Origin of the sequence: Paracoccus mangrovi (assembly GCF_042648425.1) — a bacterium.
Classification (GTDB): Bacteria; Pseudomonadota; Alphaproteobacteria; order Rhodobacterales; family Rhodobacteraceae; genus Paracoccus; species Paracoccus mangrovi.
The window spans coordinates 110,703-128,172 of sequence record NZ_JBHRXJ010000009.1 but is presented as its reverse complement, the minus strand read 5'-3'; the positions used below and the strand labels follow the sequence as shown (position 1 = coordinate 128,172).

At 64.2% G+C, this 17,470-nt stretch carries 15 protein-coding genes; 1 reads left to right on the top strand and 14 read right to left on the bottom strand.

All coding sequences use genetic code 11. The annotated features are described in order from the left end of the window. Positions 1–186: 186 nt before the first annotated feature. Positions 187–780, top strand: a complete 594-nt coding sequence (locus ACFOMH_RS13095; protein ID WP_377744968.1) for a glutathione S-transferase family protein — start codon at positions 187–189, stop codon at positions 778–780. Between the two features lie 15 nt (positions 781–795). Here the strand turns inward: ACFOMH_RS13095 and iolB are convergent, their stop codons facing one another. The 14 genes from iolB to ACFOMH_RS13025 form a co-directional block, all read right to left on the bottom strand. Further along, the gene (gene iolB / locus ACFOMH_RS13090; RefSeq protein ID WP_377744966.1) at positions 796–1,605 is read right to left on the bottom strand and encodes a 5-deoxy-glucuronate isomerase; all 810 of its coding nucleotides are present in this window, start codon (positions 1,603–1,605) and stop codon (positions 796–798) included. Positions 1,606–1,695: 90 nt separating this feature from the next. Further along, entirely contained in the window at positions 1,696–2,607 is a 912-nt protein-coding gene (gene iolE, locus ACFOMH_RS13085) for a myo-inosose-2 dehydratase (RefSeq protein ID WP_374423365.1), read from the bottom strand. 11 nt (positions 2,608–2,618) lie between these two features. Beyond that, positions 2,619–4,454, bottom strand: a complete 1,836-nt coding sequence (iolD, locus tag ACFOMH_RS13080; protein WP_377744964.1) for a 3D-(3,5/4)-trihydroxycyclohexane-1,2-dione acylhydrolase (decyclizing) — start codon at positions 4,452–4,454, stop codon at positions 2,619–2,621. A 90-nt stretch (positions 4,455–4,544) separates the two neighbouring features. Beyond that, complete coding sequence (locus ACFOMH_RS13075; RefSeq protein WP_377744961.1) at positions 4,545–6,455, bottom strand: bifunctional 5-dehydro-2-deoxygluconokinase/5-dehydro-2-deoxyphosphogluconate aldolase; 1,911 nt, start codon at positions 6,453–6,455, stop codon at positions 4,545–4,547. Between the two features lie 95 nt (positions 6,456–6,550). Beyond that, positions 6,551–7,339 carry a TIM barrel protein gene (locus tag ACFOMH_RS13070; protein WP_377744960.1) on the bottom strand — a complete coding sequence of 263 codons (789 nt, stop codon included), beginning with the start codon at positions 7,337–7,339 and terminating at the stop codon, positions 6,551–6,553. 11 nt (positions 7,340–7,350) lie between these two features. Beyond that, positions 7,351–8,361, bottom strand: a complete 1,011-nt coding sequence (locus ACFOMH_RS13065; RefSeq protein WP_377744959.1) for a Gfo/Idh/MocA family protein — start codon at positions 8,359–8,361, stop codon at positions 7,351–7,353. A 10-nt stretch (positions 8,362–8,371) separates the two neighbouring features. Next, positions 8,372–9,271, bottom strand: a complete 900-nt coding sequence (locus ACFOMH_RS13060; protein ID WP_377744957.1) for a sugar phosphate isomerase/epimerase family protein — start codon at positions 9,269–9,271, stop codon at positions 8,372–8,374. 58 nt (positions 9,272–9,329) lie between these two features. Then, a complete protein-coding gene (locus ACFOMH_RS13055; RefSeq protein ID WP_374423354.1) occupies positions 9,330–10,262 on the bottom strand; it encodes a sugar ABC transporter substrate-binding protein in 933 nt (310 codons plus the stop codon). 105 nt (positions 10,263–10,367) lie between these two features. Then, the gene (locus ACFOMH_RS13050) at positions 10,368–11,390 is read right to left on the bottom strand and encodes an ABC transporter permease (protein WP_374423352.1); all 1,023 of its coding nucleotides are present in this window, start codon (positions 11,388–11,390) and stop codon (positions 10,368–10,370) included. Positions 11,391–11,405: 15 nt separating this feature from the next. Beyond that, positions 11,406–12,935, bottom strand: a complete 1,530-nt coding sequence (locus ACFOMH_RS13045) for a sugar ABC transporter ATP-binding protein (RefSeq protein ID WP_377744955.1) — start codon at positions 12,933–12,935, stop codon at positions 11,406–11,408. Positions 12,936–12,993: 58 nt separating this feature from the next. Further along, on the bottom strand, positions 12,994–13,932 hold the full coding sequence (locus ACFOMH_RS13040) for a sugar ABC transporter substrate-binding protein (protein ID WP_374423348.1): 939 nt from the start codon (positions 13,930–13,932) through the stop codon (positions 12,994–12,996). Between the two features lie 237 nt (positions 13,933–14,169). Then, a complete protein-coding gene (locus ACFOMH_RS13035; RefSeq protein ID WP_374423346.1) occupies positions 14,170–15,207 on the bottom strand; it encodes a LacI family DNA-binding transcriptional regulator in 1,038 nt (345 codons plus the stop codon). An 83-nt stretch (positions 15,208–15,290) separates the two neighbouring features. Beyond that, a complete protein-coding gene (locus tag ACFOMH_RS13030; protein ID WP_377744953.1) occupies positions 15,291–16,463 on the bottom strand; it encodes a Gfo/Idh/MocA family protein in 1,173 nt (390 codons plus the stop codon). Beyond that, on the bottom strand, positions 16,460–17,410 hold the full coding sequence (locus ACFOMH_RS13025; protein ID WP_377744951.1) for a sugar phosphate isomerase/epimerase family protein: 951 nt from the start codon (positions 17,408–17,410) through the stop codon (positions 16,460–16,462). Before ACFOMH_RS13025 ends, ACFOMH_RS13030 begins: the two co-directional genes overlap by 4 nt. Between the last annotated feature and the right edge of the window lie 60 nt (positions 17,411–17,470).

Below are 17,470 nucleotides of genomic sequence, written 5' to 3'. Positions count from 1 at the left end.
CCGTCTCAGCCCTGCCGGAATGTGACCATAACTGCGGATGCCGGTCCTTGATATCCGCCAGCCGCCGGAACATCGGTCTGGAAAGCACCGAGACCCGGAAAACCCTACCCCCGCGAAATTCTTGCCCCGAGGGGACAGCTCATGCATGAATGCCGGCGCAAGCCATCCCGACGCAAAGGTCCCCGCATGGTACTTGATCTCTTTTACTCGCCGACCTCGCCCTATGTGCGCAAGGTTTGCGTCGTCGCAGCCGAAACCGGCACGATCCTGAACCTGATCCCCTCGACCGCGAATCCGGTGACGCCTTCGGCCGATCTTGTCGCCGCGAACCCGCTTGGCAAGGTGCCCTGCCTGCGGCTGGCGGACGGGGAATTGCTTTACGACAGCCCGGTCATCTGCCGCTATCTCGGCCAGAACAGCGCCCTTTATCCGACAGGCGCCGCCGAATGGCGCGCCCTGCGGCGCGAGGCGCTGGCCGACGGGCTGCTCGATGCCGCCATCCTGATCCGGTATGAGACGCATATCCGCCCCGAGGACCGGCAATGGCAAGGCTGGATCGACGGCCAGATGGCCAAGATCCGCGCCGCCCTGACCGCGATGGAGGCCGATACCCCAAACGGGGCACAGCCCGATATCGGCGATCTCGCCACCGCCTGCGCGCTGTTCTATCTGGACTTCCGCTTTCCCCGGTTCGACTGGCGGGGCGACCACCCCCGGCTTGCGGCCTTCGCCGAAACCGTCGCCGCCCGCCCCGCCTTTCGCGACACCCGGCCGGACTGACGCCCGCCGCGCCCCCTAGACGGAATCGCGGCGGAGGATCTCTTCGACCTCGGGGGCGGGCACAAAGCGCCAATTGCGGCGCGGCCCGGCCATGACGTTGAGGTAATAAAGCTCGAACCCATAGGGCGCACCACAGGGGTGATGGCCGCGCGGCACACAGACGACATCCCCGTCGCGCACCGCCATCACTTCGTCCAGACCCCCATCGTCGGTATAGACCCGCTGCACCGCCCAGCCATCTTTCGGGTTCAGCCGATGATAATAGGTCTCTTCAAGATAGGTGATGCGGGGAAAATCGTCCTCGTCATGGCGATGGCTCGGATAGGATGACCAATGCCCGGCGGGGGTAAAGACCTCGGTCACCAAAAGGCTGTCGCAATAATCCTCGGCCTCCATGGCGATATTGTTGATGTGACGGGTATTGGTCCCCTTGCCGCGCGCGGTAAGCGAAATCCCCTCGGGCCCGATGCGCCGCGCCGCATGCCCGCCCCGGCCCGGGGCGGCACAGACCGCGATCACGCAATCGGTTTCGGCCACGGCGCGCCAGTCCTGACCGTTCGGAACATAAAGACAATGCGGCGGCGTCTTTTCAAAGACATCCATCCGCTCGCCCAAGACGCCCCAGTCACGCCCGGCGGCCTCAAACGCGGCCTTGCCCTCGACCATGACCAGAATGACCTCATTGCCACCCGTCGCCTCGGTCGCGACCTCGCCCGCCCGCAACCGGTAAAGCGAAAAGCCGACATAACGCCAGCCGGCATCCTGCGGGGTGATCTGATGAACCTTGCCGTGATTGCCAAATGGCCTGCGCAATAGCGAACTCATGTCTCTGCCCCGTCCTTCCCGATCTCTTTCATGTCCAAATATCCCGGGGGAATCGCCGTCAGGCGATGGGGGCAGCGCCCCCTTCCCCCTTCAGGCCGCGGCACCCCGGTCCAGCCCCGCCTCGCGCGCCGCCGCCTTGAGCGACCTCAACCCCAGCGACTGATATTCCAGCGGATTGCGCAGCTCCGGGTCCTGCTCGGCCTCGATCACCAGCCAGCCGTCATAGCCCGCCCCGGCCAGAATCCTCAACAAGGGCACGAAATCGATCGCCCCCTCGGGATCGCCCGGCACGGTAAAGGCCCCGGCCAGAACGCCTTGCAGAAACGACATGCCCTCGGCCCGCACCCGCTCGGTCACCGGGCGACGGATATTCTTGGCGTGGAAATGCGCGACCCGGCCCACATGACGCGCCAGCACCTCGGCCGGATCGCCGCCGCCAAAGGTGCAATGCCCGGCATCGAACAAAAGATGCGTGGCCGGCCCGGTCGCGGCCATGAAGGCATCGATCTCGTCTGGGGCCTCGACCACCGTGCCCATATGGTGGTGATACGCCAGGGTGATCCCCTGCCCGGCCAGATATTGAGCGAATTCCTCCATCTTCGCGCCGAACGCGGCCATCTCGGCCGCCGTCAGGCGCGGCCGGTCATTGACCGCCACATCGGGCATGCCATGCACGGTATTCGAGCATTCGCAGACGATGCAGACCTTGCAGCCATTGGCCTTCAGCTTGGCCAGATGGCCCTGAACGGCGGCGATCTCATCGGCAACCGAACGCGTCAAAAGCTCGGTCGAATACCAGCCCGAAATGAACTTCAGCCCATAGCGCCCCAGCAGCGCCTTCAACTCGGCCGGATCCTCGGGCCAGCGATGGCCGTTCTCGATCCCGTCAAAGCCGATGACCTCGCCGGCCTCATGCAGGATCTGGCCGGTCGGAATATGGGCGCCGATCGACTGGTCGTCGTCATTGGCCCAGGCAATGGGATTGGTGCCGTATTGGATCATGTCCGTTTTCCTCAGTTCACAACGCTCTGCCGGGCGGCATTTTCCAGATAGCCGGCATAGGCTTTTCGCAATTTCTCGGTATCGCCGATCTCGGGAACGGCGACATCCCACCAATGACCCGCCCCGGCCAACCCGTCGCCGGGCCCCGGCACGGCGGTGGTATCGATCACGATGACGGTCGGAATGTCGCGCCCCCGCGCGGCCGCGATCTCGGCCTCAAGCCCGGCGATGCCAGAGGCCTTGACCGCATGGGCCCCCATGGATGCGGCATGGGCGACAAAATCGATCTGCGGCTGCGCCTCGATGCGGCTGTCGACATACATGTTGTTGAATTCCGCACCGCCACAGCCCTGCTGCAAGCGGTTGATGCAGCCATAACCCCGGTTGTCGGTCAGCACGACGGTAAAGGGCACCCGTCGCATCACCGCCGTCGCAAGCTCGGAATTGGCCATCATATAGCTGCCATCGCCAACAAAACAGATGACCTCGCGCCCGGGCCGGGCCAGCTTCAACCCCATGGCGCCCGCGATCTCGTAGCCCATGCAGCTATAGCCATATTCCATGTGATAGCCGCCCTGCGACGGCTGCCAAAGCAGCTTCAGCGCCCCGGGCATGGTGCCGGCGGCACACATGGCAATGGCGTCGGCGCCGGTCGCGCGCTGCACCGCCCCGATCACCTGCGCATCGCTGGGCAGCTCATTGCCCGCGGGCGCCGCGCAATGCGCATCGACCGCCGCAAGCCAGGCCGCACGGGCCGCCGGATCGGCCGCATCGGCGCGGTAATCGCCCAGCGCCGCCCCCAGCCGTTCCAGCGCCACCTTCGCATCCGCAACCAGCGACATCCCGCCATGCTTGGCCGCGTCATAGGGCTGGACATTGATCGAAACCAGCCTGCCCCTCGAAAACAGCGTCCGCGAGCCGGTGGTGAAATCCTGCAACCGCGTTCCGATCCCAAGGATCAGATCGGCCTTTGCCGCCATGCCATTGGCCGCCGCCGACCCATCCACACCGGATGCGCCGTAATTCATCACATGATCCTGCGACAGGGCGGATTTGCCGGCCTGGGTCTCGATCACGGGGATATTGTGGCGGCTGGCAAATTCGGCCAGTGCCGCCTCGGCCCCGGAATAGATGACGCCGCCGCCGGCCACGATCACCGGCGCCGTCGCGGCCCGGATCAAATCCACGACCTCGGCCAACTCGACCGCATCCGGCTCGGGCCGGCGGATCCGCCAGACGCGGGGGGCAAAGAACGCCTCGGGCCAATCATAGGCCTCGGCCTGCACATCCTGACAAAATGCCAGACAGACCGGCCCGCAATTCGCCGGATCGGTCATCACCCGCATGGCACGCGGCAACGCGGTCAAAAGATGCTCGGGCCGGGTGATGCGGTCGAAATAGCGCACCACCGGCCGGAAACAATCATTGGCGCTGACCGTGCCATCGTCGAAATCCTCGACCTGCTGCAGGACCGGATCGGGCCGGCGGTTGGCAAACACATCGCCGGCAAGGATCAACAGCGGCAAACGGTTCACATGCGCCAGCGCCGCGGCCGTCACCACATTGGTCGCCCCCGGCCCGATCGAGGTCGTCACCGCCTGCGCCCGCCGCCGCCCCTGGCCCTTGGCATAGGCGATGGCGGCATGGGCCATGGTCTGCTCGTTCTGGCCGCGCCATGTCGGCAAGGCATCCCCGATCCCGTGCAGCGCCTCGCCGATCCCGGCCACATTGCCATGGCCAAAGATCGCCCAGACCCCTTCGATGAAGCGCTCGCCCCCTTCGGTCATCTGCACCGACAACCAGCGCATCATCGCCTGCGCCGCCGTCAATCTGATCGTCCCGCTCATCCCGTCACCTCGATGCCCATTCTTTCATGTCCAAATATCCCGGGGTGAATTGGCCGCAGGCCAAGAGGGGCAGCGCCCCTCCCCCCGCCATCAGGCGGCCGCCCGCGCCCGGTCCCAGATCCCGCATAGCCGCGCATAGCGCCCGGCCATGGCGGCGACCGCATCCGCATCCGAAATCTCGCCACGCATCCAGACCCGCGCCACCTCGCCAAAGATGGTGCGTCCGACGGCAAAGCCCCGGACCAGCGGGAACGCCGCCGCCACCGCGAAACTCTCCGCAAGCTCGGCCTCGGGCGCATCCAGCCCCAGAACCACGATACCGCGGGTATTGCGGTCATGCGCCTCGATAGCGGCAATGGCGTTTTCCCACCCCGCGCGCGAGGTCATCGGCTCAAGCTTCCACCAATCGGGATAGACCCCGATCTCGTACCAGCGCCGGATCAGGCGCGCGGTGGTCATGTCATCGACCGGCCCCACCTTCGAGGGAATGACCTCCAACAAGAATTCCAGCCCGTTGCGCCGCGCCGCCTGGAACAGACGCGTGACCGTGGCCTCCTGCGCCGCGCGCATCTGATCGTCATCGTCGGGATGACAAAAGCACAGCACCTTGACCACATCCTCGCGCGCCCAGGCCTCAAGCCCGCCGCAATCGGCGCCCAGCTCCGGCTCAAGCTGCAAGGGGCGCGATCCCGGCCACTCACAGGGCCGCCCGATCCAGAGCCCGCTCCCCGAGGCCGCGTGCAGCGCCCGCCGCCCGATGCGATTGTCGCACAGGATGCCATAGCCGGCCTGCCCGTCCGCAACCTTCAGCGCCGCCGCAAGACACAGCTCCTTGAAGGCGCCGCCCTTTTCCAGCGTATAGCCCGGCATGTCCTCAAGCTGGCCGCGATGATCAAAGGCGAAAACCCGCATCGTCGACCAGTCGCCGCCCATCCGGCCCTGACGGTTGGTCGCCCAATGGACCTGTTCCAGCTCGGCATCGTTGCGCAGATCAGGCCGGATCACGCCGCGATCCAGAAAGAAATCCAGCTCGGCAAGGCTGGGATAGGCCGGGGTACAGCCATGCCGGGACACCGCGAAGGCGCCGCAGGCATTGGCGTATTTCAACGCGGTCGGCCAGTCGGCATCCTCCATCCAGCCCTTCATCAGCCCCGAAAAGAACCCGTCGCCCGCACCCAGCACGTTGAAAACCTCGATCGGAAAACCCGGCCCGCTTTCGCCGTCATCAAGGCTATCGGGAATGGCGCCGGTAAATGCCACCGCCCCCTTGGCCCCGCGCTTGCAGATCAGCGCAGCACCCGAAACGGCGCGGACATTGCGCAGCGCCTCGATGGTGTCGGTCGTGCCGCCGGCAATGTGAAATTCCTCTTCGGTGCCGACGATCAGGTCGAAAAGATGCAGCGTCGATTGCAGCTTGGCGGTGACCTTGGCGCTTTCGACGAAACGGCTTTCGCCGGCGCCATGCCCGGCCACCCCCCACAGGTTCGGGCGATAATCGATATCGAGCGCGGTGCGCGCGCCATGCTTGCGCGCCAGTTCCAGCGCCCTGAGCACCGCGGCCTCGGTTCGCGGATTGGACAGATGCGTGCCCGTGGCCAGAACGCTGCGCGCCTCGGCGATGAAATCCTCGTCGATATCGGCCTCGCTCAGCGCCATGTCGGCGCAGTTCTCGCGGTAAAAGATCAGCGGAAACTGATCCTCGTCGCGGATCCCCAAAAGCACCAGCGCGGTCAGCCGCTCGGGGTCGGTCTTGACCCCGCGCACATCCACCCCTTCGCGCACAAGCTGCTCGCGGATGAAACGGCCCATATGTTCGTCGCCGACCCGCGTGATCACCGCCGATTTCAGCCCCAGACGGGCGGTCCCGCAGGCGATATTCGTCGGAGAGCCGCCGATATATTTGGCGAACGAGCCCATATCCTCAAGACGCCCGCCGACCTGCATGCCGTAAAGATCGACCGAACTGCGGCCAATGGTGATAACGTCCAGTGTCTTGCTCATCTCTTCCCTTTCGACTTGGCGCGGGTCGGCGCCGGTCCGTTCCTGCCTTTGCCCGGCGCCGGCCCGCGCCCCACCCGATCCGACCGATCCGCGCGTCAGGCCAGCGCGGCGCGGATATGGTCCATGCTTTCGCGCAAGGCGGCCTCGGGATCGTCAAGATCGTGTACCTGTTGCGCAAAGGGTTCAAAGCTGAACGGTCCGGCATAGCCGCCCGCCTGCAAGGCCCGGATCTGTTCGATGTTTTCCAGCCGGTCGGCCCCGTCGACCAGCACCCGATGCGCGTCCAGCATGTCGTCCACCGCCACCGCCGGATCGGTCACGCCCGAGATATGTACGAGCCCGGTCCGGTTTGGATAAAAGACCGTCTCGCCGGCCAGATGATGGTGAAATGTGTCATGCATCAGCAGATAGGTGCCGTCCTCATCCGCCTCTGTCATGGCGGCGATGGCCTCGGCCTTGGTCCTGAGCGAGCTGATCGGAAAGCCCAGCGGCTCGACCAGCCCGGTCAAGCCGCGCGTCTTCAGGATCGGCGTCATCGCGTCCAGCGCCTCGACCACACGCGAATGCGCGACCTTCTGGCCATCGTTCAGCGGACACATGACCAGCGCCTGCGCGCCGCATTCGGCGGCGTAATCGGCCATGCGCAATGCCCGGTCGGGCAGATCGCCCGACCAGAGATTGAACGGGTAAAGCGCATTGATCGACAGGATGGTGATGCCCTGCGCCGCGGCCTCGGCCCGGACCGCAGCGGCGGACATGGTCCCCAGAACGTCGGGAATGTCGTTACGGATCTCGACCTCCGAAACGCCAAGGCGCCGGCACATGGCAAAGAATTCCGCCAGGGACAGCTTCGGGGCCGAGATATGGTTGATGGCGAAACGCATGGTCCGCATCCTCAGTCGTAAAGCGCCGGCCGCGCCGGCAGGGTGATGGCGACGGCCTCGCCCTCGCGTTCCTGCGCGGTGACACAGGCATCCGAGTTGATCGCCGCGACATAGCCGTCCCAGCTGCTGGGGCCGGCCGCCGTGCCCTGCGCCGCCGCCTTGATGAAATCGTTCAGCTCGACATCGTAGCTGTCGACGAAACGGTCCTTCCAGTCGGTCAGGATCGGGTTTTGCAGCTTGGCGTCCAGACGGGTCTGGATGGCCATGGGTTCGGGCAGTTTGGCGATCCCGTCCTCGCCCACCACTTCGCATTGAATGTCATAGCCGTAATGACAGTTCACGAAGATCTCGACATCGATCAGCACGCCCTTGGCGGTTTCCAGCACCACCACCTGCGGATCGCGCAGCTTGCCATGGGACCGTGCCGCCTTGCGCGGGAAAAGCACCCGGGCCGAAACGTAATCGTCGTTCAACAGCCAGCGCAGCACATCGATTTCATGGATCAACGTGTCATGGATCGCCATCGGCGTCACATATTGTTCCGGCACGGTCGGGTTGCGATGCGCGGCATGGACCATGATCGGGGCGCCGATCAGGTTGTCGACGGCGGCCTTCAGTGCGACATAGCCCGCATCATAGCGGCGCATGAAGCCGACCTGCACCAGCCGGCGGCCAAAGGCGGCTTCGGCATCGACGATGCGTTTCGCACCATCGGCGGTCGTGGCCAGCGGCTTTTCGCAGAAGACCGGCTTGCCGGCGGCGATGGCGGCCAGCACATAGGGTTCATGCGTGGCCCCGGTCGAGGTGACCAGCACCGCGTCCACGTCATCGGCCGCGATCAGATCCTCGCCCTTGTCATAGACGCGGGCCTTGGGGGCCAGATCGGCCTGCACGGCGCGCGCCGCATCGGGGTGATAGTCGCTGAGCGCAACCACCTCGGCCCCGGCCAGCACCTGCTGGATGCGCCGCGTATGGTCGCGGCCGATCATGCCCGTTCCGATGACACCAATTCTGACGGTCATTCGCGTTCCCTCACTTGAAGTATGTATCGACATAGCGCTGCATTTCGCTGCGCATGAACTTGCCCGAGGCATCGGCCCGGTCCTCCCACGCGAAGACGCAGGCGGTCATGATGCCATCGAACCCCACCTCGGCCAGCGTGCCAAAGAAATCGTCCCAGGGCACCTCGCCCTGACCGATATCCAGATGCTGATGGATGCGCGCCTGCGTGCCCGGCGGGTTCAGGATATAGCGCAGGCCCGAGCTGGCCTTGTGGTTGAAGGTGTCGCCGACATGGACATGGGCCAGAACGTCGGCGCTTTCGCGCAGCATCGCCTTGGTGTCGTCGCCGAAATAAAAGGTATGCGGCGCGCAATAGAGGAATTTGACCCGCTTGCTGTTCACGGTGCGGATGATGTCCAGCGCCGGCTGGATCGTCTCGCACCAGTCTTCGGGATGGGGTTCGACATGCAGGTTGATGCCTTCACGTTCAAAGATCGGGACCAGCTCGTCCATGCTGCGCCACCATGCGTCCTCGCAGGCCTCGATCATCGAGCCGGTATGGCAGCAATAGCAGGACCCCTTGTCGGGATGCGGGCCGCGACCGAATTCGCTGTTCATCGTATCGACGCCCAGCTCGACCGCGATTTCGATGGCGCGTTTCCAGTGCTTGACGGCGGCTTGCCGTTCCACCTCGTCATTGCTGGCCCAGCGGTACATCGGCAGCAGGCTGGCGATGCCGACATTGGCGTCGCGAAGCGCTTTCTTGAACGATTTCACGCGGTCGGGAAAGACGCGCGGCGCCTTGAACCATTCCAGGAAATCGGCACGCGGGGAAAGTTCGATCCAGTCATAGCCCAGCTCTGCCACCTTCGAGGGCAGGTCCTCAAGCGACAGATGGCGGTGCATGAAGGGGTCAAGCGCGATCTTCATCAGTCATTCCTTTCGCATTCCGGCCAGGGGGCGCGATATCGCCCCCGGGCCGGCCGGGTCATTTGTAATCTTTCATGTTCTCGCGGGTGACAGGCTCGAACGGGATCCAGATATTGCCCTCGGCCTTCTGGCCGCCCGCCATGGCAAGCGCGGTTTCCAGCGCCACCTCGCCCTGTCTGGTGGCGTTCTGGAACACCGTCACGTCCAGATCGCCCGCCTCCATCGCCGCAAGCCCGTCGGGCGTCGCATCGATGCCGGCGACAACGACCTTGCCCATATCCACGCCCGCGCCTTTCAGCGCCTGAATGGCGCCGATGGCCATTTCGTCATTGTTGGAAATGATGGCGTCGAATTCCACGCCCGAGGTCAGCCAGTTGGTGGTCAGGTCCGCGCCCTGGGTGCGGTTCCAGTTGCCGACCTGTTTGTCGACGATCTTCATGCCGGTGCAGGGTTCGGTGGCGATCACGTCCTCGATATCCTTGGTGCGGATGATCGAGGCCTCGTTTTCCAGCGGCCCCATAAGGACCAGCACATTGCCCTTGCCGCCCAGCATCTCGCAGACAGCCTTGGTCTGCATGGTGCCCGAGTCGATCTCGTTCGAGCCGACAAAGCTGGTGCCTGCGGGCATCGCGGCATGTTCGGCGGGCGGGTGGTTTACATAGACCAGCGGGATCCCGGCATCGACGGCCAGCTTGGTCATGGCGGGGGTCGCCGCGCCATCGACCGGGTTCACCACGATGGCATCGACGCCATTGGCGACCATGTTCTGAACCTGATTGAGCTGTTTGGCGACGTCCAGCTGGGCGTCCTCGACCACCAGTTCCAGATCGGCATGCTTGGCGCCCTCGGCGCGGATGCCGTTCAGAAGGATGGTCAGGAACGGATTGTCAAAGCTGGTCATCGACACGCCGACGCGTGTTTCGGCATGGGCGGCGGCGGCCCCCATGGTCAGGGTGGCGGCACAGACGCTCAGTTTCAGGAACTTGATCATCGCTTGGGTCCTTGTGCGATCGGGATCATGGTTAAGAGGCCAGAGATTTCGAAAAACCGGGCGCGGCGGCGGGAGGAAGAACCGCCGCGCCCGAAACGCGGGCAATCAGCTCTTTTTGCCGCGCTTTTGCTGACGCTGGGTGTCGACGATCACGGCGGCGACGATGATCACGCCCTTGATCATTTCCTGATAATAGGCGTCCAGCCGCAGGAAGGTGAAACCCGAGATGATGACGCCAAAGATGATCATGCCGATCGAGGTGCCGATGATCGAGCCGCGCCCCCCGGTCAGCGAGGTGCCACCGATCACCGCCATGGCGATGGCGTCCAGTTCGTACATCGTGCCCATGCCGGCCTGTGCGGTCTGGCCGCGCGCGGCGACCACGATCCCGGCCAGCGCGGCCAGCACCGCCGCGACGATGTAGATCTTGACCAGATGCTTTTCGACATTGATCCCCGAGACGCGGGCGGCCTGCGCATTGGCGCCGATGGCATAGGTGAACTTGCCGTAGCGGGTGTATTTCATCGCCACATGAAAGATCGCCGCCACGATCAGAAAGATCACCACCGGCATCATCCCCTGTCCCAGCGCAGCAAAGCTTTCGCTGGGAAAGGAAATCGGCTGACCCTTGGTGTACCATTTGGCGAAACCGCGCGCCGTCACCATCATGCCCAGCGTGGCGATAAAGGGCGGGATCTTGGTATAGGCGATCAGCCAGCCGTTCACGAACCCCGCCGCGGCCCCGCATAACAGACCGACGGCAAGAGGCACGATCACCGGCAGCCCGGTCAGCGCCGGATAGACCGCGCGGTCATAGCCCGCCGCCTGTGCAAGGCTCATCGACACCATCGCCACCGCGCCCACGACCGAGCCCGAGGACAGGTCGATCCCGCCCGAGATGATGACCTGCGTCACCCCCACGGCGATAATCCCGATGACCGAGACCTGAAGGATCATGATCTTCAGCCGGCCGATATTGCCCAGAAACGACTGTCCCTGAAAGATCCAGCCCAGCACCTCGAAGACCAGCGCGATCCCCACCAGCACCAACAGGATATTGACCTCGGGCGGCATCTTGCGATGCGCCTTGGGCGCGGCCCGTTCGAAATTCGTGTCTTGCGTTGCCATGTTCACTTCTCCGAATTACTTCGCCGCGAGTTCCATGACCCGCACCTGATCGGCCTCGGCGCGATCCAGAAAACCGCTCACATGGCCTTCGTGCATGACCATGATGCGGTCCGACATGCCCAGCACCTCGGGCAGTTCCGAGGAAATCATCAGGACGGCGACGCCCTGCCCGGCAAGCTGGGTGATCAGCCGGTGAATTTCGGATTTCGCGCCGACATCGATGCCGCGCGTCGGCTCGTCCAGGATCAGGATGCGCGGCTGGGTCAGAAGCCAGCGCGCGATCAGCAGCTTTTGCTGGTTCCCACCCGAGAGGTTCGCCACCGTCTCGGCAAGGTTCGGCGTCTTGACGCGCAGCCTTTCGGCATATTCCTCGGCCAGGCGGTTGACCTCGCGCTGATTGACGAAGCCGCGATTGTCGACCTTGCCGGTGGACAAAAGCGCCACCTGGATATTCTCGATACAGTCGAGGTTCAGGAAACAGCCGGTTTCCTTGCGATCCTCGGTCAGGAAGGCCATGCCGTATTGCATCGCGACCGGCGGCGAGGTCACGGCGACGGGCTTGCCATCGATCAGGATTTCGCCCGATTGCGCCGGGCGCACGCCAAAGACCGCCTCGGCCACGTTCGAGCGCCCCGATCCGACCAGCCCCGCCACGCCCAGAATCTCGCCCCGGCGCAGGGTAAAGCTGACATCCTCGAAAACGCCCGGCAGGGTGAGGTTTCTCACCTCAAGGATGGTGTCGCCGATCGGGCAATCGACTTTCGGGAACATGTCGGTGATTTCGCGCCCGACCATCATCTTGATGATGTCGTCGCGGGTCACGTCCTGCGCGGCGACGGTGGCGATGTATTTGCCATCCCGGAACACCGTCAATTCGTCCGCGATCTCAAAGAGTTCGCTCATCTTGTGGGTGATATAGACGATGCCCACGCCCTTGGCCCGCAGGTCGCGGATGATGCGGAACAGATGCTCGACCTCGGCCTCGGTGATGGCGCTGGTCGGCTCGTCCATGATCAGCACGTCGGAATGAAAGCTGACCGCCTTGGCGATCTCGACCATCTGCTTTTGCGCGACCGTCAGATCGCCGACCATCCCGGCCGGATCCAGACGGATGTTCAGATCGTCAAACAGCGCCTGCGTCATGCGCCGCATCTCGCCGTGATCGATCAGGCCAAGGCCGTTCTTGGGCTCGCGCCCGATCCAGATGTTTTCGGCGACCGTCATCGTGTTCATCAGGTTCAGTTCCTGATGGATCATGGCGATGCCGGAATTCAGCGCGTCCAGTGGCGTGCGGATATCCAGCTTGCGCCCGGCAAAGCGCACCTCGCCCCGGTCGGGGTTATAAACGCCGGCAATGATCTTCATCAGGGTCGACTTGCCGGCACCGTTTTCGCCCATCAGGGCGTGAACGGAACCGGGGCGGATTTTCAGCTGCACATCGTCCAGCGCCACGACACCGGGGAATTCCTTGCGCACCTGATCCACTTCGAGGATGTATTCACCTTCGAACACGCCGCGCGCATTCGCACCTTGGCCGTCTGGCATGGTCCTCTCCTCCGCTTCGGGGAACCGGCGCCGGGGGATCGCCCAGCGCCGGCGATCCTTATTTCTGGAACTCGGCCAGATTGGCCGGGGTCACCAGCTGGAAGGGCACATAGATCTTGGTCTCGACCGGCTCGCCGCGCGACAGCTTCAGCGCCGCGTCAACCGCGCCATGCCCCTGACCGGCGGCGTCCTGGAACACCGTCACGTCCAGATCGCCCGCCGACATCGCGGCCAGCGCGTCGGCGGTCGCGTCGATGCCGCCCACGATCATGTCATCCATGGAAATGCCGGCGGTTTTCAGCGACTGGATCGCGCCGATCGCCATTTCGTCGTTATTCGAGGCCACGGCGTCGAATTCCAGCCCGGCCGACAGCCAGTTGGCCATCAGGTCGGTGCCCTGGGTGCGCGACCACATGGCGGTCTGTTCCTCGACGATCTGCATGAATTTGCAGTCATCGGTCGCCACCACGTCATGCACGTCCTGGGTGCGCATGCGCGCGGCCTGATTGGAAAGTTCGCCCATCATGATGACGATCTTGGCGCCTTCGCCCTTGCCCTTTTCCTTGAGCAGGCGACAGATTTCCTTGGCCTGAAGGGTGCCGGATTCCTTTTCGTCCGAGGCGACAAAGGCCTGTTTCTCGGGCAGGCTGTCGACGTTCACCGGCTCGCGGTTGACATAGACCAGCGGGATCCCGGCCTCGGCCGCGGCGTTCGACATGGCGACGGTGGCGTCGGTATCGACCGGGTTCACGATGATCGCATCCACGCCCGAGGCGACAAAGTTCTGAATCTGGTTCAGCTGCTTGCCGACATCGTTCTGCGCATCCTCGATCTGCAGGGTCACGCCGTCCATGCCATTGGCATAATCCTGCATGCCGTTGCGCAGCACGGTCAGGAAGTTGTCGTCAAAGAGCGCCATCGAGACGCCGATATTCTCGGCCGAGGCCGAGCCTGCGATCCCTGCGGCCAGCACGGTCGAGATCAGGAATTTCTTCATTCTGGTTTCCTCCTCTGTCGGCGTCCGGGTGGCGCCGTGTCTTTCCCGGATCCCGCCATCGGACAGACCTATCCTGTCCGCCAAAAGCGGTGTTTTCAGTCCATCGTCTGTGCAGTCTGGTCGGGTCCCCCACGTCCCGACGTCAGGTCACGATTCCCGATCCGCCCCCTTGGGTCAACGGCTTCGAGCGCCGGTTTACATCATCCATGATGCTTTCCGACATGATGGATGATGCAATTACATCATAAACTCACTCTCCGGCGTCCAGACCTCGGGCGGAAAGAACCGCTGTCCCGGCGTCTCGGCCATGCCCTTTTCCGAGGTCGCGATCATCAGCGCGATCAGATCCGCCGCCAGCTGCCGGACCGGCGTGGCCAGCACGACACTGACCACATCGTCTTGCAGGCCCGATTGCGAATCCGGCGTCAGTTCGTTCACGATCAGCACCAGCCCCGGCACCGCGCGGGATTCGCGCACGGCCTGAATCGCGCCCTCCATGCCGCCGCCGGCGACGTAGAGCCCGACCAGATCGGGATAGCGCCCGATCAGGTTCATCGTCGCCTCATAGGTCAGCTCGCGCGTTTCAAGATTGATCTGCGTATCCAAAAGCTGGAACCGCGGCGCGGCATCGCGAAAATAGCTGCGAAAGCCGGTCTCGCGCAATTCGTGGCCATGAAAGCGCGGGCCGCCGACGAACAGCCCGACCTTGCCCGGCTGTCGCGCCAGTTTCGAGATGAACCAGCCGGCATTGCGCCCCATCTTCAGGTTGTTGGTCCCGAAATAGCTTTCCCGCACGCCCTGCGCGAAATCGGACAAGAGCGAATAGACCGGGATGCCCGCGCCGCGCAGTTCCTGCACGGCCTGCGTCACCACATGATGATCCAGACCCGTCGCCGCCACCGCATCGACCCGCCCCCTGAGTCCGCGCAGGATCTCGGCCAGTTCCTCGGGGCGGGTGCTTTCGACAAAGCGCGGGATGACACGCACCCGGCGTTCCGTGCAGGCGCGGGCCTGCGCCTCGAATATGGCCAACACCTGTTGATAGAAATGATGGCGCGGCTTTTGCAGCACCAGACCCAGACGGAATTCGGGCTTGTCGGCCCAAAGCCGGTGGCGGATGACGTTGACGCCGTGATAGCCGATCTGTTCGGCCGCTTCGTGCACGCGTCTCACGGTTTCCTCCCGAACATTATGGCGTCCGTTCAGGACGCGGTCCACGGTTGCGGTGCTGACACCGGCGGCTTTGGCAAGATCGGCTATGGTGGGGCGGCTCATGTCGGATTCACATCATGAAATTGATGTAAAACTATCATCCCGGCATCACCTCATTGCAAGAGGCTTGCCGCCGGCCCGCACCGTCACCGGTAATCGACCCAAATCCCCCCCTGATCGGCCGAGCGCACGCAATTCTCGACCCAGCGCACGCCTTCGATCCCGGCCTCGACCCCGGGATAGCGCAGCCCGGCCACGCGCTCGGGCGCGCCGTCGTCATGGGCCTCGATGGCAAGGGCAAAGCGTTCGTAAAGATTGGCCCATGCCTCGAACAGCCCCTCGGGATGGCCGCCGCTGATGCGGTCATCGGCCAGCGCCTCGGGATGCAGATAGCCCATGCCGCGATCCAGAAGCCGCGGCGGCTGGCCCTGAATTTCCAGGCTCAGCTGGTTCGGATGTTCGTCCCACCATTCGACCGAAGCCTTGGATCCGACGATCCGCACCCGCTGGCTGTGCATCGCCCCCGCATTCACCGCCGAGGTCCAGAGCGTGCCAAAGGCGCCGCCCTCGTATTCCATCAGGGTGACGGCATTGTCTTCGAGCGGGGCGCGCGAGGCGATAAAGCTCTGGCGCGCGCACATCAGGCGGCGGATGCGCAGATCGGGACAGATCACCTCGGCCAGATACAGGGGATGCGTGGCCAGATCGCCCAGCACATAGGACGGCCCGGCGAATTTCGGATCGACGCGCCAGCGGATTGCCGGATTGGCCTCTTCGACCGCCTCGTTATGAAAGCCGTGGGCGAATTGCAGGTTGACCAGCCGGATTTCGCCCAGAGTGCCATCGGCGACCAGACGGGCCGCCTCTTCGATCATCTGATAGCCGGAATAGCCATAGGTCACGCCGACGATCAGGCCCTTGTCCCGGGCGATGCGCTGCAAGTCCAGCGCCTCGGCGGTGGTGAAGGTCAGCGGCTTTTCACAGATGACATGGATGCCCGCCAGAAGCGCCGCTTTCGAGATTTCGTAATGCGTGTTGTTGGGCGTGGCGATGGACACGCCGCGAATACCGTCGGGGCGCGCGGATTCTGCCGCGAACATGGCCCGGTAATCGGCATAGCAGCGCGCCGGATCCAGCCCCAGATCGGTGCCAAAGGCCCGCCCCCGCGCGGGGTCAAGATCGAATGCCCCGGCCACCATATCGAAATAGCGGTCGCGGGTGGCGGCGGCGCGGTGGATATAGCCGATCTGGCTGCCCCTGCCGCCGCCGACCATGCCCCAGCGGATGGCCGCCCCGGTCTTGCGCTGTCCGTCAATCATTCCGCCGGCTCCGTATGCTTGCGGGCAAAGCCCACCGATTTCAGATAGTCGCGCGAGGCTTTGACATCGGCCAGCGAGCCGCCCGAATTGCGCGGGTCGCGTTCCTGCTCGACGGTGATATAGCCGCCATAGCCCTGTTCGGTGAGAAAGGCGTGGATGGCGGGATAGTCGATCACGCCCTGCCCGATCGGGCACATCACACCCTCTGCGCAGGCCTCGAAAAAGCGGATGCGGCGGGACAGGACATCGGCATGTTTCGCCGCGTCGATATCCTTGAAATGGATGTATTCGACGCGGTCCCAATAGGTTTGCAGCACCTCAATCGGGTCCATCCCCGAATAGTGGCAATGCCCGGTATCGATGCAGAAGCCGGCCTCGGATTCGGGGACGTCGCGGGCAATGCGGGCGATTTCATCGCCAAATTCGATATAGCCGCCGGCATGGGGGTGGATCACCGCGCGCACGCCGTATTCGTCGCGCGCAAGCCGGGCGATGGCGCGGATATTGGCCACCATGCCGGCCCATGCGACATCGTCCAGACGCGGCGCGCGCTCGGTATGACCGGCGGCAAAGTCGCGTTCGTCATGCCCCCAGTCCATCACCGTCAGATAGGGCGCCTCGACCCGTTGACCGGGGGCCAGCGGCGGCTTGGGCAATTGGGTGATCAGGGCACAGATCTCATGCGTCTGGTGCAACAGGCGGATGCGATTGCCCGGATCGACCAGATTGTCAAAGATGGTGCCGGCGACGATATAAAGCCGCCGCGCCCGCAATTCGGCCGAAACCGCCGCCGCATCCAGCGGCATATATCCGTAAGGCCCCAGCTCAAGCCCGCCATAGCCGGCGGCCGCGACCTCATCCAGCACCAGCCGCCAGTCGGGCAGATGCGGATTGGCAATATCGTCCACGCCCCAGCAGCATGGCGCCGTGGTGACAGTCATCGACATGTCAGATGCTCCCTCCCAAGGGCGGCATGCGCCCCCGATGCGGAATGATTAGCGCCGCGC